The organism is Pseudoalteromonas luteoviolacea H33-S, from assembly GCF_001625695.1.
Lineage (GTDB): Bacteria > Pseudomonadota > Gammaproteobacteria > Enterobacterales > Alteromonadaceae > Pseudoalteromonas > Pseudoalteromonas luteoviolacea_B.
On record NZ_AUXY01000122.1, the window covers coordinates 233,086 to 256,725 of the forward strand.

A 23,640-nucleotide genomic window follows, 5' to 3' on the forward strand; every position below is an offset into this window, starting at 1 on the left:
TGTCACTGCGGCTAAAATATTTAACTCTACAAAGTGCTAACTGCACTTTAGCTGAACGCACCTTACTCGGCGCATTATTTATCTTTCGCGAACTAATCTAAAACCGATATAATTAGCTCTAAAATCAGGTGCTAATGCTAGGCGTGTTGATACCCTAGCCAAGCTTGGAGCAAAGTTCCATGCACCGCCTCGAACCGTCACATCTTCCTGAGAAGCACGCTTTTGCGTCCACTCCCAAACATTGCCGACGGTATCATATAAACCATAGTTATTTGGTGAAAACTCACCAACTGGGGATGGACTTTTATTTGACCATTCACTGCCACACCATCCACAGTTTGCCAACCCTCTACCAATCTCATTGCCCCAAGGGTATTCTGAACTAGTCCCGGCTCTGGCCGCATATTCCCACTCTACTTCATTTGGTAGGCGATATTGAATGCCTTGCTCCGCAGATAACCAGTTTGCATATGCTTTAGCATCTTCATAGGTTACACAAACAACGGGAAAGTTTTCAGCTTGCTCAAAGCCTGGATTACTCCAATTATATTCGCTTTCCCAAATAGGCTCGCCATTTTTGTAATGAGCGCAACCTGTGCCTTTTTCAGCCTCTGTTTGATAGCCAGTGCTAACAATAAATTGCCTGTATTCTGCTACCGTCACTTCATTGCTTTGCATCGCATAAGAGTGACTGAGTACTTTCTCTACCACTGGGCGCTCATTAGCCAGTCCATTACCGGTTAAATCACCCATTTGGAATGATCCTGCAGGAATAATCACCACTTTGTTTTCAACCAAGTTAGGCGTTACTGATTTTTGTACAGTGCTTGGACGCTCAACTTGCTCTCTTTTCGGTGTCGGTGCAGCAATCGACTCAGGCTTTTTTATCAGCTTTGCGTTTATCGTTCGAGCACGTCTTACGTCAACTCTGGCCTTATATGACTCATAGCCTAATTTACGGATCTCAATGTCATAAGACCCTGTAGGTACACTGACAACCAGCTTAGTCGAGCCATAACTTACACCATCAATAAACACTTCATCATCATAAACATTAGATCTTAAAGTTAGGTCAACTTGTCTGTCTTGAGGTGTTTGCTGAATGATTTGTGATTTAATTTCTGTCTGTGGTTGAAGTGCGGTTACACTTGGTACACTCGGTTCAGGCTTATCCAGCTCATCTTTAAAAGTAAGCTGACTGTCACTAAACGTCGTTGGATAACTTGCTTGGTAACCTACAGATAGCGGCGTGCCATACTCGCTACAAAAGCGATTATCCAGCGCTAACAAACCACAAAGTCGGCTATTATTGACATCACCGCGCATTGTCACACTTAAATTGACGCTGTAATTACCCTGACCGCTGAATGCACTGCCAATCACATGACTGCTCACGACCTGCACTTGCGCGCCAGCTAAATGTCTCTTCGGCTCTACAATGCGTTGCTCTGTTAGGTTTGCAAATATCTGATCGATAAAACGCTTGGTTGCTTTTTGTAGACCTAATTGCTGACCTCTTTGCTCACACGCCGCAAGCGTTTCTGTACGCTTACAATTGATGGTGTGTTCAACTTCTAATGTGCCCTCTCGAGTAAACTCGTTGCGAAGCCGCTCCACACGCGCTGTACTTAATTGATCTTTTAAGCTCGCAAGCGTATTGACTAGGGTATGTTTACTAACGCGAATTTGCTCTATGTCTTTGCGGTGCGATGCTATGGCCGCTAACTGCATCGCTATATCTTCTTTATTCGATTTATGATCAGCAACAGACTGCTGGTATCTCATCTGCGCAGATGAAATATCAATAGAAGGATCGTCAATCAATCGACGATATAAATCATTCATGGCGTCGAGCGCCTGATTCTTTTCTTTATCCAACTCTGTTGAGTTTGTCCTCAACAATTCAAGTTGTGATTGTAAACGGGCTTCTTCAGCCACGTGCTTGTCTAAAATCTGAGTATATCTATCTAACTCAGCCTGTTTTTCGGAGCGCTCTGACTCGATAGCTGTCACAGTCGCAGTATCTTGTGCCCAAACACTTACAGACAATAAGGCGGCAGAGACAAAAAGAGATAAAGGAGCAATTCGCATATATTCCATTCCCAACAGCGGCAGTTGTTTTGGTCTTTGTTATTTTTGATGTTTTAATGCTCAATGCTATGTACTTACGAAGTAAAACACAAGCCTTGCACAATTAATATCTGAGTTTACAACTATTAGTCACGTACTTACCAGTGTTCTGAGCACATTTTCATGAAATAATAACTTCAAAGCGTTTATTTACAGATAAATCGAAAATCAAATGAAGACTACAAGCTACTTAGAATCGCCTCTGCAGACAATTAGGCACCCTTTATTGGCAGCCAAAAAAATTGAATTGCTGGTAAAAAGAGATGATCTACTCCATCCCACTGTACAGGGAAACAAGTGGCGAAAGCTTAAATATAATCTTGTAGAACTTAAACGCCAGCAATGCCGCTCTCTTTTCACCTTTGGTGGCGCTTTCTCAAATCACGTTTATGCAACCGCCATGGCCAGTAAGCTGTACAATATCCCTGCGGATATTATTGTGAGAGGGCCACACCTTGATGCAGCAAATCCAACTATCCGCTTTGCCAAAGCATGTAACGTCAACCTACATCCCGTCACTCGAATTGAATATCGACAACGTCATGATCCTGATTACCTTGCTCTGCTCAAAAAGCGATTTCCCAATGCTTTCATCATACCTGAAGGTGGTAGCAACCAATTTGCTTTGCAAGGCTGCGAAGAATTAGCACGCTCTTTACCTAAAAGTGACTATGTTTGCTGTGCTGTTGGTAGCGGTGGAACGCTAGCCGGTATACTTGATGGACTTGACCCCTCCGTACAGCTTATCGGGTTTGCAGTACTGAAAGGGGCGGAGTATTTAAATGAGGAAATCATGAATCTAAACCCAAAGGCGATGGTTCAAAAAAATTGGCAAATACTGACACAATTTCATGAAGGTGGTTATGGTAAGTTTTCACACGCACTTTGGCAATTTTGCCAGACAATGCGACGTGACCATCACTTGCCTCTAGAGCCCATCTATACAGGTAAAATGATGTATGGACTTTGGCAGTTGATTGAGCAAGATCATTTCCCAAAGCATAGTCAGATTATTGCCATACACACGGGGGGTCTGCAGGGACTAGATGGCCTGCGTTATCGACAATTAATTTAAGCTATTTTCCAGTTCTAACAAGGGCGCACTGAAAAAATACCCTTGCGCACCATCAACACCAAGGCGTTTAATACAGTTAAACTCATCTTGTGTTTCTACACCCACTGCATATACCGGTACTTGCAACTTCTTGGCTTGACCCACTATCTGCTTCACTACCGCGCGCCGCTTTGCACATCCATTAATGCCGTGGATCAGTTCAAAAGCCAACTTGATCCCCGTTACATTATGCAGCCTTTGTAATTGGATCACATCTAGAGGTTTATTGACGTGGTCCAGCACCACATTGGTACCCAGCAGCAGTAATGAAGAAAAAAACTGCTCAAAGTAATCTTTATGCTGATAATAGTCACTTATCATCAGCTCCAGAGTCACATCACTTGCACGGCCAGAATCCTTCAAAATGCCTATCAACCAATTTAAAAATACACTATTAGACCAGTTCACCACATGTAAATTAACACTCACCGAAAACCCTCTTGGCTCTTTAGATAGTACTTTTAGTGCTTGTTTAACAATCGCCTTATCAAGTTCAACTAAGTGTTCATTATGGTGTATTTTATGAATAAATTGCCCTGCGGTGATTAATCCTAGCGTTTTGTGCCGAACACGCAATAGCGCTTCACTTTGGATCACATCTTGTGATTTGAAATCAAATAAAGGCTGACAAAAAAGTACAAATCGCCCAGCGCGAATATCTTCCATAATATGCACTTCAGCATCCAGTAAACTCTCAGCTAACGTGTGATTCAGTGGCAACATATGTATATGCTGCCATACATGGTTTTGCGCAATACTAAGAGAAGATCTGGCAATTTGATACACTTGCGTTTGGTCTGCTCCTTCGCCATAAAAACACGCCCCGCACTTAACCGCACTGCGTGACAAATCTCCGCGAAAGGCAAGCAATGCCTGATATACAACTTCATGTAAGCGTTTAATCGCTTGCTCAACTTCATTTTTGCCTAATGTACCGAGTGTAACGGTCAAAGTGCCTGACGATAAATACTTGGCTGAACAATACTGGTACTTATTAAAACACTTCGCTAAAGTGACACTAAAGTGGCTCTGCGGCTCAATGTGCTTGGGCAGTTCACAACGCCATTTAAACATTGCAAACATCGTCACCTGCTGCTCCGTTGTAACAGGTATATTCACCAAACTTTCCCCATTACCATTACGTGTTCTGTGCGTGAGCTGCTTACTTACCTTACGACGTTCTACATGACGCTTCCGTTTTCTCAAATAGACAGTGCCAAATAATGCCCCAGCTCCAAAAATGGCCGTATTGACCCAAATAAACCACATCATTCCTTTATTGATCAATTGTGTGGGATACATACTCATCGAATGCTCACCGACCTTAAAATGATGTGGGGATGAAAACCACGAAATGAAAGTATCATTACTAGGGAAAACGCTAAAACCATGTTGATTAGCCAACTTGCCGAGTTCTTGAGGAGGAATAGGAACAATATAATAAGATAACTGCGCATCTAAACGCTGTGATTCTTCATCAATCCCAGTACTGATTGATTGTATTACAACTAAATTACTCACTAAGAGCAGAATACTCCAAGCAACCAAAAACACGTACTCACGTTTAGCGATGTGTTTAGTTAGCGCGAAGTGAAACATAATACAGGCTGCCATCAAGGGATCTGCTTAAAGTTTTGTTCAATCTAATCCAAAACTCAAGGCAACCTAATTAAGATTCCCAAAAGCTGCTGATCTTGAATGTATTATTTTTTAGGATAATAAAAGAAACAGATAGCACAAAGACATTAAAAAATGCTTTCTACTTCTGAGCGCCATAACTTTTGACATATCAAATCCAAGCTAAACAACAATTTTAGCCTGAGTTTCAAAGCTTTTTCACTGTGTACAAATGCTCGCATACCCTATGTATGTCATCTCAATGTGCTTAACACAAATCTCATTATGGCTTAGGTATCACAATGTAGTAAAAATACAAAAACTATATTTAAAAGCGACATACAATACCTGACAAAAATAAATTCTTAGGTAAATTCGAATAAATGATCATGCTTACATCATTTCACTTTGAAGAAGAAGCATATGGTGGACTATCAGCTGGGAGAGGTCACTGCTCCGCAAGGTCGGCGCGCTAAACAGGCTATGGACACTTTATAGCAAGGCGTGATTGACTTTTAAAATTAACGCGGCCTCTTTTTGTAGTTGCACTGCCATTGAAGAAACCTATTGAGCAAACAGCTACTTTGATTTCTCCACCTTTTATTTGTAGAGTTAAGCTCTTCAATCTCATGTTGAAAGCTTTTCGCTATTTTTATTAACTAGCCGCTTCACCATTACCGTTCTAATAACATTAAAAAAGCCGCTATTTAGCGGCTTTTCAGTGTCAAATAACTTTATATTTGCCTTTGATTAGAACGGGATATCGTCATCAAAGTCAATTGGTGGCTCCATTGGATTAGAAGCACTGCCTTGCTGCTGTGGTGCAAAGCCGCCTTGAGGCTGTCCACTCTGCGCAGGTGCACTTTGAGATTGCCCACCACCAAAATTATTATTTTGCGGCTGAGGCGCACTTTGCTGAGGCGCTTGCTGCTGTGGTGCAAAACCGCCCTGCTGCGCGGCAGGCTGTTGACCATATTGCTGCTGATTATTTTGCTGAGGCGCAAAACCACCACCTTGCTGCTGTCCGTAACCACCTTGGTTACCGCCAGATTGATATTGACCACCTTGCTCATTACGGCCACCAAGCATTTGCATTTGACCGCCCATGTCTACGACGATCTCAGTTGTATACTTGTCTTGACCACTTTGATCGGTCCACTTACGCGTTTGCAAACGACCTTCAATATATACTTGTGAGCCCTTACGTAAGTATTCACCAGCCACTTCAGCTAATTTACCGAATAACACAACTCGGTGCCACTCAGTACGCTCTTGCAGCTGACCTGTGTTTTTGTCTTTCCAACTATCTGTGGTTGCAATACTAATGTTCGCTACACCGTTGCCGTTAGGCATATATCGAACTTCAGGATCTTGGCCTAGGTTACCTACCAAGATTACTTTATTCACACCGCGTGCCATGGCACCCTCTCCTCACACAATTACAAGCATTGCTTAATTTTACTCTCTATGAACGATTGTATACCGATTGCGCTTCGAATTCGACTTCTCATCGCACCTCGTTGCTCGTTATGAAGAATATAAAATTTGCTTCGCTTGGTTTAAATCAAATTTACTTTCATCCACTTTTAAATAAGCGCGATTTTCTTCACTGACTACAGTCGCCTCTAACACGCCCGGTAATGTGACCAGTTTTTCAGCAAGTGTTTGTGCATGCTGAGGTTTATCGAGTTCTGTTACAAAGCTCATGGCTTTACTACGTGGAGGGACTTGCATGCGCCATGCAATAGCCAGCCATATTAACCCAATTCCTGCTGCCGCAGCAAATACAGTTTGCGTCTCATAGTGCTGCGCTAGGTAGCCTCCCAATACGCCACCTAAAAAGGCACCTAAAAATTGTCCAGAGGAAAACACCCCCATTGCAGAGCCCTTTTGGTTTGCAGGTGAGATCCGAGAGACCAGTGCTGGCATGGTCGCTTCTAGGAAATTAAAAGCGATAAAATACAAGGTCATTGACAGTGCGATGCCCCACAGCGAATCAGACAACCATACCAGTAATAAAGTACTGATACTCAACATGGCAACAGCGCCTAAGAACACCTGTTTTTCTTTTTGTTTCTTGATTGCGATCATCATCATTGGCGCCATCAAAACAAACGCAAGTATCAATACCGGAATATATATTTGCCAATGAGACTGTGCATCTAGCCCGTCATCAATCAATTTCGCAGGCAAGACAACAAATAATGTAGTTAGGGTTAGGTGCAACATTAATACGCCAAGATCTAAGCGTAATAATTGCGGGTGCTTAACCAGATTTTTAATATCGACCAGTGACGCAACCGTGTCGCCTTTAGGTGCTTTGTGCACCGCATTAGGCACCACAAACAAGACAATTAAGATGCCGACCACAGCCAATATCGCAGTCAGCCAGAAGACCCCAGCAATACCAAAAGCAGCAGCAACCATTGGGCCGACTAACATGGCCACAGCGAAACTCAAACCTATACACATGCCGATCACCGCCATCACTTTAGGTCGCTGCTCATCACGACTTAAATCAGATGCAAGCGCAAGCAAAGCGCTGGCAATAGCACCCATCCCCTGTAGCGCTCGGCCCGCCGTCACCCAGTAAATAGATTCCGCGGTTGCAGCAATAACAGAGCCAATTGCAAATACCACGAGACCGCCAATGATGATTGGTTTGCGGCCAAACTTATCTGACAGCCATCCCATTGGGATCTGTAAAAGCGCCTGTGTCAAACCATACGCACCAATAGCCAGTCCAATCCAAAGAGGCGAAACATCTTCGAATGAATCACTATAAATAGCCAATACTGGCATCAGCATAAACAAGCCGAGCATGCGAAAAGCAAAGACTCCCGCCAGTGAAAAAGCGGCGCGTTTTTCAATTTGGTTCAAAGATTGATTGGACATAAAGTAATGTAAAGTCAAACAGTAAAAAATCGCGAGCTAGTTTAGCAAAAACTCAGTCCAACTGATATTTTTTTAATATTTCACTAAAACGCCCAGTTTTATTTAACCTGTTATACGCGCTTACTAAGTGTTCTAGTTGCTTGTCAGACACACTTTTTTTACTAAATGCAAAATAGACCGGTGATTGATTCACCACCAACGGTGCGATTTTTATGGTCATAAAATCAGGGTGATTAGTTGACTGAAAAATAATATTAAACTTTTCTTCTAAAAAGCCAGCAATACGCCCATGTTTGAGTAAACTGAGTTTAGTTTGATTATCAGGAACAAAGATAAATTGGGTTTCATCGCCTAACCGTTTGCTATACCGTTCGGTAAAAGTGCGCCCATAAAATGCGCCTTGCTGTATCGCAACTGGTACGGGTAGAGAAAACAAATCATCCATGCTATCAACGTCAAACAAGCGCTCTGCATTCATTGCAAACACGATTGTTTCCATACGCTGAGGACCCACAAAATAGGCAAATTCAGTGCGCTCTTGCGTGCGAGTAACGCTGAGTACTAAGTCAATATTGCCCGCTTCGAGCATTTTCAATGAACGTCCCCATGGAATACTGACGAACTTATAACTGCACCCAGCCTCATCCAATAAGGCTTTGGCAAAATCAACATCCATTCCGTGCCAGCCCTTTTCTTCATCCAAACGAGATTGTGCGGCGTAATTTTCAAATCGCACCGTCATTTCGCATGCCCACAAAGGCGGTAGAAAAAAAAGACTCAAAAGCAAAAAACGCACTTGCACCACTCAGTAGGTGATATTCAAAAATAAGTTTAGTTGTTTATTTTTGCAAAAGCTTAATTTTGTATGTCGGATGCGCTAACATGCGCGCTTATTCCGTCTATTCTTGCAATCAACCTCAACGAGTGAGCCAGTACATGGCTTAGCACGTATCAAGGGTGGAATAACCGCAGCTTTTAGTATACTGTATGTGTATACAGCTACCCATAATTTAGTTTGCAAACCCTAAGCGTGATCACCTAGGTTAATTAAGTACGTATCAAAGAACACACATTTCACAACAGTGAAATAGCAAACACCACAAATCGGGATATACGTACCAAATAATGGTTGCAAGCACATGAGATTCACATAAGGCCACTATGGATAAAATAGAAGTAAGAGGTGCGCGTACGCACAACCTCAAAGACATCTCTTTAACTATCCCAAGAGACAAGTTAATTGTTATTACTGGACTGTCTGGTTCAGGAAAATCTTCTCTTGCTTTCGATACGTTATACGCCGAAGGCCAAAGACGCTATGTCGAGTCTCTTTCCGCTTATGCAAGACAGTTTTTATCCTTGATGGAAAAACCTGATGTTGATCACATCGAAGGACTTTCTCCGGCTATCTCCATCGAGCAAAAGTCTACGTCGCACAACCCACGCTCAACAGTGGGTACTATTACTGAGATCTACGACTATCTAAGACTGTTATTCGCCCGAGTCGGTGAGCCGCGCTGTCCAACACATGATCTGCCACTTAAAGCGCAAACAGTCAGCCAGATGGTAGATACAGCACTTGCTCAGCCAGAGGGCAGCAAACTTATGTTGCTCGCACCCGTGGTGAAAAACCGTAAAGGTGAACACGTAAAACTGTTGGAGCAGCTTGCCAGCCAAGGCTTTATCCGAGCACGTATTGATGGAGAGGTATGCGATCTCTCTGATCCACCCACATTGGAACTCCACAAAAAGCATACTATTGAAGTCGTCGTTGATCGCTTTAAAGTAAAAGACGGTCTACAACAGCGATTAGCCGAGTCCTTTGAAACAGCACTTGAATTAGCAGATGGTATTGCGCAAATCGCCAGTATGGATGACCCGGATGCAGAAGATTTAATTTTTTCTGCCAACTTTGCCTGCCCAACCTGTGGCTATGCCATGACCGAGTTAGAACCTCGCCTGTTTTCATTTAATAACCCGGCAGGTGCGTGCCAAAGCTGTGATGGTCTAGGTGTAAGACAATACTTTGACCCCAATCGCGTCGTGCAAAACCCAGAGCTTAGTCTTGCAGGTGGCGCGATCAAGGGCTGGGATAAACGCAGCTTCTACTATTTTCAGATGCTGACGTCGGTTGCACAACATTACGGATTCGATTTAGACATTCCGTTTGGTGAGCTACCTGCATCCGCACAAAAAGTCGTATTAGAAGGCTCTGGTAAAACGAAGATCGCATTTAGTTACCGCAATGATCGCGGAGACTTAATCACCCGCAATCATGAGTTTGAAGGCGTTTTAAATAATATGAATCGCCGTTATCACGAAACTGAGTCTACCTCAGTGCGTGAAGAGCTCGCTAAATACCAAACCAGCCAAGCCTGTCCTAGCTGTAATGGCTCGCGATTGAGAGAAGAAGCAAGACATGTATTTATTGGTGATACCAATCTACCGGTCGTGACTACCATGAGCATTGGCGAAGCATGTCAGTTCTTTGAAGATCTCACTTTGTCAGGTCAAAAAGCACAAATCGCAGAAAAGGTACTCAAAGAGATCCGCGACAGACTGTCTTTCTTAATTAATGTGGGTCTGAACTATCTCTCACTCGAACGCAGTGCGGATACCCTATCAGGGGGTGAGGCGCAAAGGATCAGGCTGGCAAGCCAAATTGGTGCAGGTCTAGTTGGTGTCATGTACGTCCTCGATGAGCCTTCCATAGGCTTACATCAAAGAGATAACGACAGACTCCTTAGTACACTTACACATCTTCGTGATTTGGGTAATACGGTTATCGTAGTTGAACATGACGAAGATGCCATTCGCGCAGCTGATCACATTATCGATATTGGCCCAGGCGCAGGTGTGCACGGCGGCCATGTGGTTGCCGAAGGTTCTCGTGATGACATCATTGCAAACAAAGACTCGTTAACAGGTCAATACTTGGCGGGTGCCAAGCAAATTGTTGTGCCACAGGAGCGCCACCAACCAAACGAAAAATGGTTAGAGCTCTTTGGAGCCACAGGGAATAACTTAAAAAATGTCGATTTGAAGATCCCATTCGGTTTGATGACGTGTGTCACAGGCGTATCTGGTTCAGGTAAATCAACGCTGATCAACGACACCCTTTTCAAACTTGCACATCGCGCGTTAAACGGTGCCACCGTGTCCGAGCCTGCACCGCATAAAGACATTCAAGGTTTAGATCACTTCGATAAAGTCATCGACATTGATCAAAGCCCAATTGGCCGCACACCACGTTCTAACCCAGCAACATATACTGGGATCTTCACCGCGATCCGAGAGTTGTTTGCTGGTACGCAAGAGGCACGCTCTCGCGGCTACAAAGTCGGACGCTTTAGCTTCAATGTAAAAGGCGGACGCTGTGAAGCCTGTCAGGGCGACGGCGTATTAAAAGTTGAAATGCACTTTTTACCGGATGTGTATGTCCCTTGTGATGTATGTACAGGCAAACGCTACAATCGTGAAACACTTGAGGTACTTTATAAAGGTAAAAACATTCATGAAGTGCTCGAGATGACGGTGGAAGATGCACGGGAGTTCTTTGATAAGATCCCAGCGATTAAACGCAAGCTACAAACATTGATGGATGTTGGTTTGTCTTATATCCGACTTGGTCAAGCAGCAACAACGCTCTCAGGTGGTGAAGCTCAGCGAGTTAAGTTGGCTAGAGAGCTTTCGAAGCGTGATACAGGTAAAACTCTATATATTCTTGATGAGCCAACCACAGGTTTGCACTTCCATGATATCCAACAATTATTGGTCGTCCTGCATCGCTTGCGCGACCATGGCAATACCGTGGTCGTCATCGAGCATAACTTAGATGTGATCAAAACTGCAGACTGGATTGTCGATCTTGGCCCTGAGGGTGGTTCAGGTGGTGGGCAAATTTTAGTATCAGGCACGCCTGAAGACGTCGCGCAACACCCGCAATCACACACTGGTCGTTATCTTAGCCCTATGTTATAACTATTCAGTTGCAGTGGTAATACATTTACCACTGCAACTTAGTTTTAAACAGTAGGGAATTAAAATAACAATGAATCACCCCGCATGGACCACAGTTAAGCAAACAGCTAACAAGATCAGTGCCCCTTTTGAGCGTTTTTGGCACTCACTGAATACACCGCAAAGACTTTACTTCTCGTCCCTATTTATCAGTATCTACGCCATTATCTTTGCTAACCAAGACAATACTGGCTGGTTTAACTTGGTAGCAGTACTGGTACTGTGTGCCATGATCTACGAGTTTTGGCCAAAATTTTTAGTGTTTTGGGAGAGCTTGCCAGGTAAAGCGATTATTTTACTCTTTTATGCCTTTATCGCTAACTATGCATTAGTGCAAGCCGCAGGCATGATCAATGACATTACGGGCGTCAGTTCAGATCCCCTGCCCTACAGTCACAACCTCAGTGTGCTGCTCTCATTGCCAACCTGGTTTTTTCTCACCACCATCGTACTGCTGTTGCTGTTGCAAATTATTCAGCCGTTATATTTGTTAGCGCTGATATTATTGAGGCCATTTGGCCTGCATCGTATTTGGCAACCTATCGATTACAAATTCCCTGTCACCACTGGGCTATTACGCTTTATTTTTAGCTTATTTATTCTTGTACAAGTCGCTAACCTATTATCACACACAGGCTTGTCTGGCGGTGTAAACCAATTTCTCAGAGGGTGGTTTGAAATCATTAGTAACCAACCAGTTACTGTTGCTATGCCATATAATGAAACCCAGCAAACCAATGAAGTTAATCTCTTAAAAGTTGAGCCTGCAGAGAACGTTGAGGAAGATCCGGACTTTGAAGCGTTTAAAGTGAGGATCTCTACCGTCAGTGAAAACACGGTGAAATACGAAACCCATTTAAAACGTATATTGGCGCATTTTATTTATGAATATGAAGCAGACTCTCATTCGCGCTGTGAGCATGCACCCGGGACACGCATCATAGAGCTAAATGATTATGAGATATTGCAAATCACCAAATTGGATGATGCCAATACCTTATCGAGCTACCAATACGATGTGCTCCCTTGTATTTCTGCAGCGCTGGGGCATCAATTTAAAACACATATTACCACCAAGTAACCCTTAGATGGCGCTGTTTATACAGCGCCACATGACCACTTTACAAAAGATACGCTGACAATGCCTCGCGCTCAGCATCACTTAAAAGCTCAGAAGACTTGCTTGCAAAATCATATCGCACCATAACTGTACGCCCTTCTGCGCAGCATTCACCGTGCTGCCAAGCTTGCTGCAAAATCACAAAGGAGCTATTTCCCAGCTTTTCAATCATGGTTTTGACTTCCACTTCTTGACCATAAAAAAGCTCTCCTTTGAAGACAACTTCTACCTTGGCAACAATCAGTTTCCAGTTATGTGGATTTAAATCAGGTGTAAATATTTTGAAAATAGGTGCTCTAGCAGCTTCAAACCACACAGGGAGTACGGTATTGTTTATATGGCCAAGCACATCGGTTTCACTAAAGCGTGGCATGATTTTTTCTGTAAGCATAATAATTCTAATAACCTTTGAGGATTGAGATGACTGATTTTATTCGCGTTTATGACAATGCACTCAGTGCAGAGTTTTGCAACAAATTTATGCAAACCTTTGATGAAAGTCCACATTTAGCTCAAGGACAAACGTCTGGCGGCGTCGATCTCAGTAAAAAAGTCAGCCAAGATTTGTATCTCAATAATCACCCTGAATATCAGAGTCAACTGCGCGAAATTGAACAAGCTACCTCAAAATATTTATTTGAGTATATAGAAGAGCACTATTTTATGATGCTTGGTGCATTTGGCTTGAATGTCTATCATCCGCAAACAGGCCAGCCAGTCAATCTAACTATGGATAACTTCGAAGAAATCGGTAAACCGCAGCTGCCTATCTTGACACAGCAGCTGTTTAGATTAGGACCCATTCAGGCACAAAAATATCCAGTTAACAAAGGCGGCTACCCATATTGGCACAGCGAGGTTTACCCACAGCTCCATCATAATGAAGCACTACACCGCGTACTGTTATTTATGTTTTACCTTAATGATGTGGAAGATGGTGGAGAAACCGAGTTTTTCTATCAAAATAAAAAGCTTGCCCCCAAGCAAGGCAGTATGGTGATTGCACCGAGTTACTTCACGCATACCCACAGAGGCAATATGCCTTTGTCCAATGACAAATATATCTTAACCTCTTGGGTGTTATTTCAAAGAGCTGAGCGTCTATACGGTGCACCACCGCAAAACGCCACCGCTTAATTTAGAGTTATCTTCGGCCCTGTGTAAACGCTTGCCAATCTAGCATCAGGGCTTGAAAGTCTTCAAAACCGCATCCTGCAACAAGCCCATCTTCGTCTAGCTCTAAAAAGTCATCCTCATACCGAGATAAATCAACATCATTTTGATATAAAGAGTGCGCTTCAAACAGGGCTTCGTCTTTAGATAAGATCAAACGGACTTCACGTCCTTCTATACGGATCTCATCTTGACTACTGACGATACTTTTCATTTGCTCGACAAAGGACTTTACATCGGCAATCGCCAGCTCTTCATTGAGCCAGCGCCCAACTAACGCATGCTCCTGTGACATTCGCACACGATAACCTGTGATTGGATCTCTAATAAACTGATATTCCATACTACTCATACTCACACTGGACAGTGTTTTATTATATCGCGTAATAACCTCAAATGGGCAAGGGAATGACACACTAAAAAGTCCGTAATAAAGTCATGAAAAAATCCCTTATGCTCGTATAATGCACCTCTAATTCACTCGCACCGTTTTGCTATGACCCCTGTTGAAATTCTATTCCCACTAATATTTTTAGTCCTTGCGGGGTTTGTATGCGGTAAAACCGGTTTTATAGCCACCAACCAGCTTGAAGGGCTCAGACGCTTTATTTTTTACTTGGCGATCCCCGTTTTTTTATTTCTTAATATGTACCAAGCAGATCTATCAAAGGTGGCATCTGCAAAACTATTACTAGCTTTTTATCTCCCTGTCGCGACCTGTTACTTCTTAGTGCTCTTTGCAAAATGGATGACACATAAAAATGCACTGAATGAAGCCGCCATGTGGGGATTAAGCGGCACCTACTCAAATACTGTATTGGTTGGTTTACCCGTTATAATTGCAGCGCTTGGCACTGATGCGGGGGCCATGGTGTTTATGATCATCACCTTCCACAGCGCTTTGTTGTTTGCACTCAGCTTTTTATTTTCTAGTACGGTGAAACAATCCCTCATCAGTACCTTCAAACCTTTATTCATCAACCCCATTGTACTGAGTATTAGTCTTGGGTTGTTGCTCAATGCACTTGAGCTTTCTATTCCTAAATTAATGCTCTCTGGATTGGATTGGCTAGCCAAACCTGCCATTGCAGGCGCACTGTTTGTTCTGGGGGTAAGTTTGGTGCAATATTCACTGCAACAAGCATGGCAAAGTGCACTCATTTTAAGCCTCGTGAAACTGCTGCTTTTACCTGCTATGGTCTGGGGGTTTGCTTCTGGGCTCGCGTTACCGACGATGCAGATCTCAGTGCTTACTTTAATGGCCGCATCTCCGCTTGGAGTCAATGCTTACCTTGTGGCTAGGCAACAAGCTTGTGCGCAAGCGACACTTGCCAGTAGCGTTGTCATGTCCACGTTATTAAGCCCTTTAACTATGAGCTTTTGGCTTTATTGGCTGGTACTTTGAGGTTTGTCTCATTGATACAATTCGACGGGGAGATAGGGATATTAAAATAATTGATTAGGCTCAGGTGCATGGCGATATCCACGCAACTGAGCTGACTTAGAAAAGTAAAATCGAGTGGTGTAAGTTACTCTCTAGAAGAGTACTTGGCAGCGTCGATGATCGCCCATAAATGAACAACCGCTGCAATAATTGCTGGCACCACTAAAAACCATAGCGCGTAGCCACCAAACGTAATAATCGCAAAAATAAGCGCAGCCAAAATACGGCCTTGAACTAACTGACCTAAACCAGGAAAAAATATATTACATATTGCTGCAATAACATTACCGCCAGAACCTTGTCCTGCCATAAATACCTCTCTTTGTTGTATGTTTATTCCAATAACATTACATTGTGACAGAGTTTACAGAAGCTCCATGCTTCATTCACTATAAACAATATTAACCACAATACGTGCCACATTTATTAATTCAATTATATCAATAACTTAAATATTTAAAAATAAGATTAGCTGACTTTATTTAGTCTAAAACACTAACTATTAGTGATTTCGTTAGTTATATTATCAAATATGACCATATTAGCTTAGCACGCCCACTATGCAGCAAAGCACTTTGTAGGTCGAATAATAAAAACAGGATTTTTCACATGCTAAATAAGATCACCCGACCACTGAGCAATGTCGTTGAACGCTATCTGCCAGATCCCTTTGTTTTTGTCATCATCCTCACCCTATTTGTGATGCTAATGGCAACTCTTTTCACCCCAACTGCGCCCAGTGAGGTTATTGAAATCTGGGGGGCTGGACTTTGGAATTTGCTCACCTTCGCCATGCAAATGCTCTTGGTATTAATCGCAGGCTTTATGCTTGCCAATACACAGCTATGCGGCAAACTCCTCTCCAGATTAGCAAAATGTGCAAAATCTCCAGGCCAAGCCATCTTGCTTGTCACTGTTGTATCCATGTTCGCAAGCTGGCTCAATTGGGGATTTGGACTCGTCGTCGGCGCGTTATTTGCCAAAGCACTGGCTCGCCAGATTGAGGTCGATTATCGTGTCCTCGTCGCCAGCGCCTATTCAGGGTTTATCATTTGGCATGGCGGACTTGCCGGCTCCGTGCCCTTAACAGTTGCTTCAGAGGGACATTTTGCACAATCTCAAATTGGCATTTTAACCACCGAACAAACGATTTTTTCGTACTTTAACCTCATCTTGCTCGCAGTCATGTTGATCATATTACCCTTGTTAAACCGCGCCATGTTACCGCCTAAAAAAGAGCAAATATTTATCGATAAGGAAAAGTTACGCTCAGCACTTCAATCATCGACTAAAACTAATTTAACCCCAGCTGAGCGCTTAGAGCATAGTCCGTTACTTGGCGGGATCATAGGGCTCATTGGTTGTGGCTATTTAGGCCACTACTTTATAGTGGAAAATGGCGGACTAAACCTCAATATCATCATCGCACTGTTTTTATTTCTGGCGATCCTCTTACATGGCTCGGCTGCAAACACCCTCAATGCGTTGCAAGAAGCCATCAAAGGCGGTGCTGGTATCGTGGTCCAATTCCCGTTTTATGCTGGCATTATGGCCATTATGGTAAAAACTGGTCTTGCAGAGCAGATTTCAGTGGGGTTTGTCTCTATCAGCAGCGCACAAAGCTTGCCATTTTGGAGCTTTTTAAGTGCAGGGTTAGTCAATATCTTTGTTCCTTCTGGCGGCGGCCAGTGGGCTGTTCAAGCGCCCATCGTCATTCCTGCTGCGCAAGCTTTAGAAGCTGATATTGCTCGTGTCGCTATGGCAGTGGCGTGGGGAGATGCGTGGACTAACCTGATCCAGCCATTTTGGGCATTACCTGTGCTTGCCATAGCGGGATTAAAGGCGCGAGATATTATGGGATTTTGCCTGCTACAACTAGTTGTAACAGGCGTTATTATCGCCGCGATTTTGACTTTCGTTTAGCTGGATAACACTTTAACTGGCAGGCTCAGGATCACATTATCTGAGTCTGCGAAGTGCCACATCACAGCAATATGACCAACAGCGACCAAGACATAAAGTGCTGCGGAGACAATTTGACCATATCTATCTAGAGGCAATAAATGCGTGTGATGCCTACTGCGCCATTCCAATAAAATCTCAACACTACCGATAAAAATAAAAAACGCCAGCAGCATTAAACCAAACTCATAACTTATCCATAACCCCAATGCCAATCCGCCTAAGCAGGCTAATAGCCCCATCCAAGAGCGCATCGAAAAGCTGATGCTTTTTAATACATGTCCCCCATCGAGTGGCAAAATAGGAAGTAAATTAAATAGGTTAAGTAGCGCACTTAACACCGCGACCCCAGCAAAGATCTCTGCGCCAGTCACATAGTATAAAACCACACCCAGAATAGAAGTAAAAAGACCAAAAGCAGGCCCCATCAAAGAAATGATCACATCTTGCCAGCGCGTAGTCATCTTGTCTTCACTCATTGCTAAGCCACCGACAAACGGGATCAAATAGAAACCTTTGGTTTTAAGTCCAAAGTATTTCATTGCTCTAACATGGCCATATTCATGCACGACTAAACAGGCCACCAGCATTAACGCAAACTGCCAAGAGAACAACCATGCATAACCAGCCACTGACGCGCCGAGCAGTGCCGCTTTTATCACTTTGGCACTTTTAAATAGTTTAAATCCCAGCGCAGCTAAACCGAGCCAGTTGCCGCGCTGCTGTGCTGTTGCAAGTGGCACCTCTACCCATTGCCAAGGCGCGTTATCAACCGATACAGCCAGCGCATTGGTATTTAACTCAGACGTATCCAATTGTAGTTCATGTCCATCTAATTCAACCCTAAGCTGGTGCGCGCCATGCTCTTCTATGGGCACTGACTGCTGCTCTTTATACACTTGTATTACTTTGTGCTGATGTATCATCACAGATACCATCATGCTTCCGATAGGAAGTTCAATTCTTGTCATCACGCTCACTACACTGTGAAATTTTTCCTATTATCACTAATTCGCTGTGTCTATTGAAGAGAGATTGAGTGAATTATTGCTAAGTTGTACTACGCTTATGGTGTTAAACAGACACACTCTCTGATCTGTTTGCAATAATTTGGTCATACTTGTAAATCAAGTAAGAAAATAGCTTTCAAATCTTAGCGAGCAACTGTGAAATTCAGCCCTAGGGACAGGAAATTATGAACAACCGTAGCCGACGCATACTTGTTGTAGATGACTCTCAAGCAATTTTAATCGTGATGCAAGCTATCCTCTCTGAGCTTGATGTCGAACACATTACGGCGGTCGACAGTGCAACAAAAGCGCTCGAAAAAATAAAGCAATCTCCCTACCCTTTTGATGCCATTTTTACCGACCTCAATATGCCTGAAATGGACGGCATGGAGTTTATTCGTCATCTCGGTGAGATACATTATCCAGGTGGCATCATCATCATCTCAGAAATGGAAAATCGCATCATAGATCTTGCGGCTAATTTAGCTAGACAACATTGCACCCACTTAATCGGTAATATCGCTAAACCAGTCCAACTCCTCGATGTCGAAAGAAATTTAAAAAAATTAGATAGCTTTGTCGGCACAGAAGAAGAATACGAGCAGCCTATCACGGAAGATAAATTACTCGAAGCCATTAGCCAACATGAGATCACCCCGTTTTATCAACCCAAGGTTCACCGTGGTACCAAGCAGATTAAAAGCATTGAAGTACTGGCCCGTATCGTCTCCAAAGATCAAGGGCAAGTCATGCTACCCAAGCGCTTTATTGGTGTGGCAGAAGATCTCGATCTGGTTAACTTACTGACTTTTCAACTCTTCGAAAAAGCAGCTACTGAATTTCAGTTGATCAGAAATGAATTAAATTATCCTTTTAAGCTGGCATTTAACCTCTCGCCCATCCAGCTCAATGACACAAGCTGTCCAGATAAATTAGCTTTAATCTTAGAGTTGAACCGCTTAAAACCACAAGAGGTCATTGTTGAAATCACCGAAAACCAGCCGATTGTCACCAGCTTGCAATTAGAGACCATCAATCGCCTACGTTTACGGGGTTTTGACCTCGCCCTAGATGACTTTGGTACTGGATTTACCAATATTCACCAGTTAAAGACATTACCATTCACTGAAATAAAAATTGACCGCTCTTTAATTACCTACATTGAATCAGATCGCTTTTCTCAGGTGTTGGTTGATAGCTTGATAGACATTGCTCAAAACGAGCAACTCGATATTGTCGCAGAGGGCATTGAACGAATAGAAGAGTTACAGTACTTAGAGCGATATAAGTTTAGTTTGTTGATGCAGGGCTATTTGATCAGTAGACCAAAAGCCCTGTCAGAGTTTGTGCGTTGGATACACTCTTGGCAGAGAATGATTAACTCTAACCCTTAATGATTAATGCGCAACGAGCCAAATATTACTTCTTATCTTGCTCATCTGATTCGTTTTCAGTGACAATGAGATGGCTGTGATTATCAACACGTTGCTGCCATTTTTGCTTAGCAGCGGCTTGCATGTCGCTGGTTTGCTCACGCTCATCAACAATGTCCATTCCCATCAAAGATTCAAGTAAATCTTCAAGTGTTACAATACCTTGAATATCACCATATTCATCGACAACTAACGCAATATGAATACGCTTTTCCAACAAGGTTTGGAACAAGCTGGGTGCAGCTAAGGTTTCAGGTACCGTATACAGCGGCTTCATTAATTTACTGATCTTATACTCTTCACCCAACCTGTGGTAAGCCAGCATAATGTCATTTTTATGTACAAAGCCCACAATATCATCGCTGTTCTGATCAAATACCAACACACGAGAAAATGATACCGAGCCATGATCAGCAAGATAATCATGTACTGTCATATCTTTATGCACTTTGAAAAGTACCGTTCTGGGCGTCATCAGGTTTTCTAATTTGGCATGTCTAAATTGCAGCAAGCTACGAATTGTTGCAGATTCTTCTGCCTGCAGTGCACCAGCTTGAGAGCCCATTTCCGCCATAGCTTCTATTTCTTGGCGAATATAAATGGACTCATCGCCTTTTTTGCCGATGAGCTTGGTCAGTTGATCAGACATCCATACGAACGGCTTCAACAAACGCACCATCCATACCAGTGCAAAGCTGACACTCGGTGTCAGTGCACGCCAGTATGTTGCACCAAGTGTTTTTGGGATAATTTCAGATAATACCAATACCAATAAGGTCATCACTGCCGATGCAATACCTACAGCCGCATCACCAAAGACAACGGCAGCTTGCGCACCAACCCCTGCAGCACCTGCTGTGTGTGCAACAGTGTTAAGCGTCAAAATAGCCGCTAAAGGTTTATCAATATTTTCTTTTAACTTCTGTACTCGTGATGCCAGAGTCGGGTTCTGTTGCTTCATCATCCCAACATGGCTTGGCGTAATACTCAGTAGTACCGCCTCCATTACCGAACACAAAAAAGAAATCGCGATAGCTAATAACATGTAGCTAATTAACAAAAACAAGGTCTACTCCTCACGTGAAAACCATTCACTTATATCATAGCTGTACAGCATTTAATCGCACAGCGCATAGCATTCTTTATGAATATGTTATATTACCGCATATTATTTACCTACAATAGGCGCATACTATGAAATTTAAGTCCGCGGTCACTTTACTATTTTCCGCAATAGCTACGCAACTTAGCGCAGCGCCAATCGATCCTCAGCAAATACAATTTATTGGCCCGATTGGTCAAAATATTCAAACTAAGCCGCATCATACCGGCCACCAATCAGCCATAGTCAATACGCTAATCAATAAACTCAGTGCAGATAACGCATCTTTAGAGGTCTTTGGTGAGCGCATCAAATGGCAACCGCTTGCTGATGTCAATGCGTTAACAATGGGTGGACTACAGGCACTCAAACTTGAGTTTTCTACAACCCGATTTGTACAAGGTAAACTGACTCTAGCAGGTATCGAAAAAGCCCATGTATTTTTAAATGGTCAACAGATTGATGGTAAAAGCGACTATCAGCTCAATGCTGTGACTGGCGACCACCAACTACTTATCGTCGCAGAACAAGTCAGTGACTGGAAAAAAGTAGCGGTTGATTTTGCTGGCACTGCCGAGCACGACCAACTTAACTTTACCAACAAAAGTACTAAGGCACTCTCTGCCAAGCAACTTTTCGATGCACCGACAATCAGTGCTATCTCTGTCTCACCTGATGCAAATTACTATGTTGCCACTCAACAGCACTATCAGGATAACAAAGGCAATAGCGCACTACGAGATACCGTACTTTACAATGAAGATGGTGACATTATTTATCGTCTAAACGGAGTGAGCGCTAACGCCGTAAACTGGAGAGCAGACTCTAAAGTTGCCGTCTTTGTGCAAAACAAGCAATTAAAAACGCTCGACGTTAAGACCCTGAAAGAGACCGTCATCGCGGAGGATTTAGACGGAGCCAGCGGATTTAAATACTTTAATGACAATACCTTGATCTTTTCATGGACCAAAACAGCGCCTAAAGGCGATAAGATTGTAAAACATTACAAAGGGTTAGAAGACCGCTGGTCATATGCGCGTAACATTACCCAAGTGTATTTAATGGATATCAGCACGGGGCTTATTCAGGCTGTGACTGAACATGAACTCAGCCATTCTCTGAAAGATTTTGACGCCAAAAATAACCGTATTCTGACCACACGCTCACCAAAGTATTATGCTGCACCAGCACATTACATGACAGAGCTGGTTGAATTTGATCTCAATACAAATAGCAGCAAAGTACTTGGTCAGTACGGTACTTTTAAAGATGCACGTTATGGTAACGATGGCATTTACGTCACTGCAGGTGCCGAGTTTGGCAATGGTGCGGGCCGCACGCTTGATGAAGGCATATTGGCAAATAACTATGATACTCAGCTCTTTTGGATGAACACCCAAGGCACTGATATCAAAGCACTAAGCAAACAGTTTGACCCTTCTATTGAGTCATTCAAAGTCCTTAACAATGGTGACCTTGTACTAAAAGCGGTAGATGAAGATCGCAAAAAACTGTATTTATTTGATGAAAGTAAAAATAAATTCAAATCGCTAAAAACCAAAATGGACGTTGTTGACAAGTACAGTGTCGCTGATAAGCGCAGCCCTGTCGTCATTGCGGCGGGTACTACGGCATCGACTCCGCAAAAACTAGTACAATTAAATGTAAAAAACAATCGTGCAAGCACACTTTGGGACTCTCAGCCAATCGCTTATAAACAGGCTGAAATTGCAACGCTGGAAGAATTTAACTTCACTAATTCAGCTGGCACTGAAATTAAAGGTCGTGTCTATATTCCACATGGCTTAGATAAAAATAAGCAGCACCCAGCGCTTATTTACTACTATGGTGGTACATCACCCGTTTCTCGCGGGTTTACAGGCCGCTATCCATTTAACTTCTGGGCAACCAACGGTTATGTTGTTTACGTATTACAACCATCAGGTGCAACAGGTTTTGGTCAAGACTTCTCAGCAAAACATGTTAATGACTGGGGCAACAGAGCAGCTGATGACATCATTGAGGGCACCGACGCATTCTTAGACGCTTATCAGTTTGTTGATAAAAAGCGTTTGGGTAACCTAGGTGCCTCTTATGGTGGCTTTATGACAATGACTTTAGCGACCAAAACTGACATGTTCAGTGCATCAATTTCACATGCCGGTATTTCTAACCTGACTTCATATTGGGGTCACGGTTGGTGGGGTTACCTGTACTCTGCTGAGGCATCAAAGCACAGCTACCCTTGGAATAACAGCAAGCTTTACAGCCAACAAAGCCCTGTATTCAATGCTGACAAAGTAAAAACGCCATTACTATTGATCCATGGTGACGCTGACGTCAACGTCCCAGTTGGCGAAAGTCATATTATGTACACAGCGCTAAAAATGTTAAATCAAGACGTCGAGCTGATTGAATATAAAGGTGCTGATCATCAGATCTTCGCCAGAGACCGTCGTTTCCAATGGTGGGACACTATGCTCGCTTATTTTGATAAGCACCTAAAAGATGAACCACAGTGGTGGCAACACATGTATGGTAAATAAAATCTTGTAGCAGCACTTTAGTGCTGCTATTTTTTTATGTGCAAGTAATAAAAAGCTAGAACTATTTCATTATT

18 protein-coding genes are annotated in these 23,640 nt (G+C 43.1%); 8 read left to right on the forward strand and 10 right to left on the reverse strand.

Translation table 11 applies throughout. The annotated features are described in order from the left end of the window. Positions 1-78: 78 nt before the first annotated feature. On the reverse strand, positions 79-2,091 hold the full coding sequence (locus tag N477_RS23415) for an SUMF1/EgtB/PvdO family nonheme iron enzyme (RefSeq protein WP_063361363.1): 2,013 nt from the start codon (positions 2,089-2,091) through the stop codon (positions 79-81). A 211-nt stretch (positions 2,092-2,302) separates the two neighbouring features. Here N477_RS23415 and N477_RS23420 point away from each other — a divergent pair, with 211 nt between their 5' ends. Then, positions 2,303-3,205: a 1-aminocyclopropane-1-carboxylate deaminase/D-cysteine desulfhydrase gene (locus N477_RS23420; RefSeq protein WP_063361362.1), complete on the forward strand. Its 903-nt coding sequence runs from the start codon at positions 2,303-2,305 to the stop codon at positions 3,203-3,205. Here the strand turns inward: N477_RS23420 and N477_RS23425 are convergent. From N477_RS23425 to N477_RS23440, 4 genes are all read right to left on the reverse strand, one after another. Continuing rightward, the gene (locus tag N477_RS23425) at positions 3,197-4,858 is read right to left on the reverse strand and encodes an EAL domain-containing protein (protein WP_063361361.1); all 1,662 of its coding nucleotides are present in this window, start codon (positions 4,856-4,858) and stop codon (positions 3,197-3,199) included. The genes N477_RS23420 and N477_RS23425 overlap by 9 nt on opposite strands. A gap of 753 nt (positions 4,859-5,611) precedes the next feature. Next, positions 5,612-6,280, reverse strand: a complete 669-nt coding sequence (ssb, locus tag N477_RS23430) for a single-stranded DNA-binding protein (protein WP_063361360.1) — start codon at positions 6,278-6,280, stop codon at positions 5,612-5,614. 108 nt (positions 6,281-6,388) lie between these two features. Beyond that, a complete protein-coding gene (locus N477_RS23435) occupies positions 6,389-7,756 on the reverse strand; it encodes an MFS transporter (protein ID WP_063361359.1) in 1,368 nt (455 codons plus the stop codon). Between the two features lie 52 nt (positions 7,757-7,808). Then, positions 7,809-8,498, reverse strand: a complete 690-nt coding sequence (locus N477_RS23440; RefSeq protein ID WP_063361358.1) for a substrate-binding periplasmic protein — start codon at positions 8,496-8,498, stop codon at positions 7,809-7,811. A 419-nt stretch (positions 8,499-8,917) separates the two neighbouring features. On the opposite strand from N477_RS23440, the gene uvrA reads away from it, so the two are divergent. Then, a complete protein-coding gene (uvrA, locus tag N477_RS23445) occupies positions 8,918-11,737 on the forward strand; it encodes an excinuclease ABC subunit UvrA (protein ID WP_063361357.1) in 2,820 nt (939 codons plus the stop codon). A 70-nt stretch (positions 11,738-11,807) separates the two neighbouring features. Then, entirely contained in the window at positions 11,808-12,857 is a 1,050-nt protein-coding gene (locus N477_RS23450) for a hypothetical protein (protein WP_063361356.1), read from the forward strand. Positions 12,858-12,897: 40 nt separating this feature from the next. Here the strand turns inward: N477_RS23450 and N477_RS23455 are convergent, their stop codons facing one another. Further along, a complete protein-coding gene (locus N477_RS23455) occupies positions 12,898-13,287 on the reverse strand; it encodes an acyl-CoA thioesterase (protein ID WP_063361355.1) in 390 nt (129 codons plus the stop codon). A gap of 29 nt (positions 13,288-13,316) precedes the next feature. On the opposite strand from N477_RS23455, the gene N477_RS23460 reads away from it, so the two are divergent. Continuing rightward, a complete protein-coding gene (locus N477_RS23460) occupies positions 13,317-14,033 on the forward strand; it encodes a 2OG-Fe(II) oxygenase (protein WP_063361354.1) in 717 nt (238 codons plus the stop codon). Between the two features lie 7 nt (positions 14,034-14,040). On the opposite strand, the gene N477_RS23465 is transcribed toward N477_RS23460, so the two are convergent. Further along, positions 14,041-14,412, reverse strand: coding sequence for a YacL family protein (locus N477_RS23465; RefSeq protein WP_063361353.1), 372 nt, complete (start codon positions 14,410-14,412; stop codon positions 14,041-14,043). 153 nt (positions 14,413-14,565) lie between these two features. Between N477_RS23465 and N477_RS23470 the strand changes: the two genes are divergently transcribed. Then, positions 14,566-15,474, forward strand: coding sequence for an AEC family transporter (locus N477_RS23470; protein ID WP_063361352.1), 909 nt, complete (start codon positions 14,566-14,568; stop codon positions 15,472-15,474). A 124-nt stretch (positions 15,475-15,598) separates the two neighbouring features. On the opposite strand, the gene N477_RS23475 is transcribed toward N477_RS23470, so the two are convergent. Continuing rightward, the gene (locus tag N477_RS23475; protein WP_063361351.1) at positions 15,599-15,823 is read right to left on the reverse strand and encodes a hypothetical protein; all 225 of its coding nucleotides are present in this window, start codon (positions 15,821-15,823) and stop codon (positions 15,599-15,601) included. A gap of 299 nt (positions 15,824-16,122) precedes the next feature. Here N477_RS23475 and N477_RS23480 point away from each other — a divergent pair, with 299 nt between their 5' ends. Next, positions 16,123-17,436, forward strand: a complete 1,314-nt coding sequence (locus tag N477_RS23480) for a short-chain fatty acid transporter (RefSeq protein WP_063361350.1) — start codon at positions 16,123-16,125, stop codon at positions 17,434-17,436. Here the strand turns inward: N477_RS23480 and N477_RS23485 are convergent. Beyond that, the gene (locus tag N477_RS23485) at positions 17,433-18,446 is read right to left on the reverse strand and encodes a site-2 protease family protein (protein WP_063361349.1); all 1,014 of its coding nucleotides are present in this window, start codon (positions 18,444-18,446) and stop codon (positions 17,433-17,435) included. The genes N477_RS23480 and N477_RS23485 overlap by 4 nt on opposite strands. Positions 18,447-18,670: 224 nt before the next feature. Here N477_RS23485 and N477_RS23490 point away from each other — a divergent pair, with 224 nt between their 5' ends. After that, on the forward strand, positions 18,671-19,879 hold the full coding sequence (locus tag N477_RS23490; protein WP_063361348.1) for an EAL domain-containing protein: 1,209 nt from the start codon (positions 18,671-18,673) through the stop codon (positions 19,877-19,879). A 25-nt stretch (positions 19,880-19,904) separates the two neighbouring features. Here N477_RS23490 and N477_RS23495 read toward each other — a convergent pair whose 3' ends face one another. Further along, on the reverse strand, positions 19,905-20,984 hold the full coding sequence (locus N477_RS23495; protein ID WP_063361347.1) for a hemolysin family protein: 1,080 nt from the start codon (positions 20,982-20,984) through the stop codon (positions 19,905-19,907). 128 nt (positions 20,985-21,112) lie between these two features. Here N477_RS23495 and N477_RS23500 point away from each other — a divergent pair, with 128 nt between their 5' ends. Then, a complete protein-coding gene (locus N477_RS23500; RefSeq protein ID WP_063361346.1) occupies positions 21,113-23,566 on the forward strand; it encodes an alpha/beta hydrolase family protein in 2,454 nt (817 codons plus the stop codon). Positions 23,567-23,640: the final 74 nt, after the last annotated feature.

Bases quoted from the DNA above. Each gene is read 5' to 3' on its own strand.
- N477_RS23425 (WP_063361361.1), bottom strand. From the start codon at position 4,858: ATGGCAGCCTGTATTATGTTTCACTTCGCGCTAACTAAACACATCGCT.
- N477_RS23460 (WP_063361354.1), top strand. From the start codon at position 13,317: ATGACTGATTTTATTCGCGTTTATGACAATGCACTCAGTGCAGAGTTT.
- N477_RS23465 (WP_063361353.1), bottom strand. From the start codon at position 14,412: ATGGAATATCAGTTTATTAGAGATCCAATCACAGGTTATCGTGTGCGA.
- N477_RS23480 (WP_063361350.1), top strand. From the start codon at position 16,123: ATGCTAAATAAGATCACCCGACCACTGAGCAATGTCGTTGAACGCTAT.
- N477_RS23435 (WP_063361359.1), bottom strand. From the start codon at position 7,756: ATGTCCAATCAATCTTTGAACCAAATTGAAAAACGCGCCGCTTTTTCA.
- N477_RS23420 (WP_063361362.1), top strand. From the start codon at position 2,303: ATGAAGACTACAAGCTACTTAGAATCGCCTCTGCAGACAATTAGGCAC.
- N477_RS23485 (WP_063361349.1), bottom strand. From the start codon at position 18,446: ATGACAAGAATTGAACTTCCTATCGGAAGCATGATGGTATCTGTGATG.
- N477_RS23500 (WP_063361346.1), top strand. From the start codon at position 21,113: ATGAAATTTAAGTCCGCGGTCACTTTACTATTTTCCGCAATAGCTACG.
- ssb (WP_063361360.1), bottom strand. From the start codon at position 6,280: ATGGCACGCGGTGTGAATAAAGTAATCTTGGTAGGTAACCTAGGCCAA.
- N477_RS23470 (WP_063361352.1), top strand. From the start codon at position 14,566: ATGACCCCTGTTGAAATTCTATTCCCACTAATATTTTTAGTCCTTGCG.
- N477_RS23490 (WP_063361348.1), top strand. From the start codon at position 18,671: ATGAACAACCGTAGCCGACGCATACTTGTTGTAGATGACTCTCAAGCA.
- N477_RS23450 (WP_063361356.1), top strand. From the start codon at position 11,808: ATGAATCACCCCGCATGGACCACAGTTAAGCAAACAGCTAACAAGATC.
- N477_RS23440 (WP_063361358.1), bottom strand. From the start codon at position 8,498: ATGACGGTGCGATTTGAAAATTACGCCGCACAATCTCGTTTGGATGAA.
- N477_RS23455 (WP_063361355.1), bottom strand. From the start codon at position 13,287: ATGCTTACAGAAAAAATCATGCCACGCTTTAGTGAAACCGATGTGCTT.
- uvrA (WP_063361357.1), top strand. From the start codon at position 8,918: ATGGATAAAATAGAAGTAAGAGGTGCGCGTACGCACAACCTCAAAGAC.
- N477_RS23475 (WP_063361351.1), bottom strand. From the start codon at position 15,823: ATGGCAGGACAAGGTTCTGGCGGTAATGTTATTGCAGCAATATGTAAT.
- N477_RS23415 (WP_063361363.1), bottom strand. From the start codon at position 2,091: ATGCGAATTGCTCCTTTATCTCTTTTTGTCTCTGCCGCCTTATTGTCT.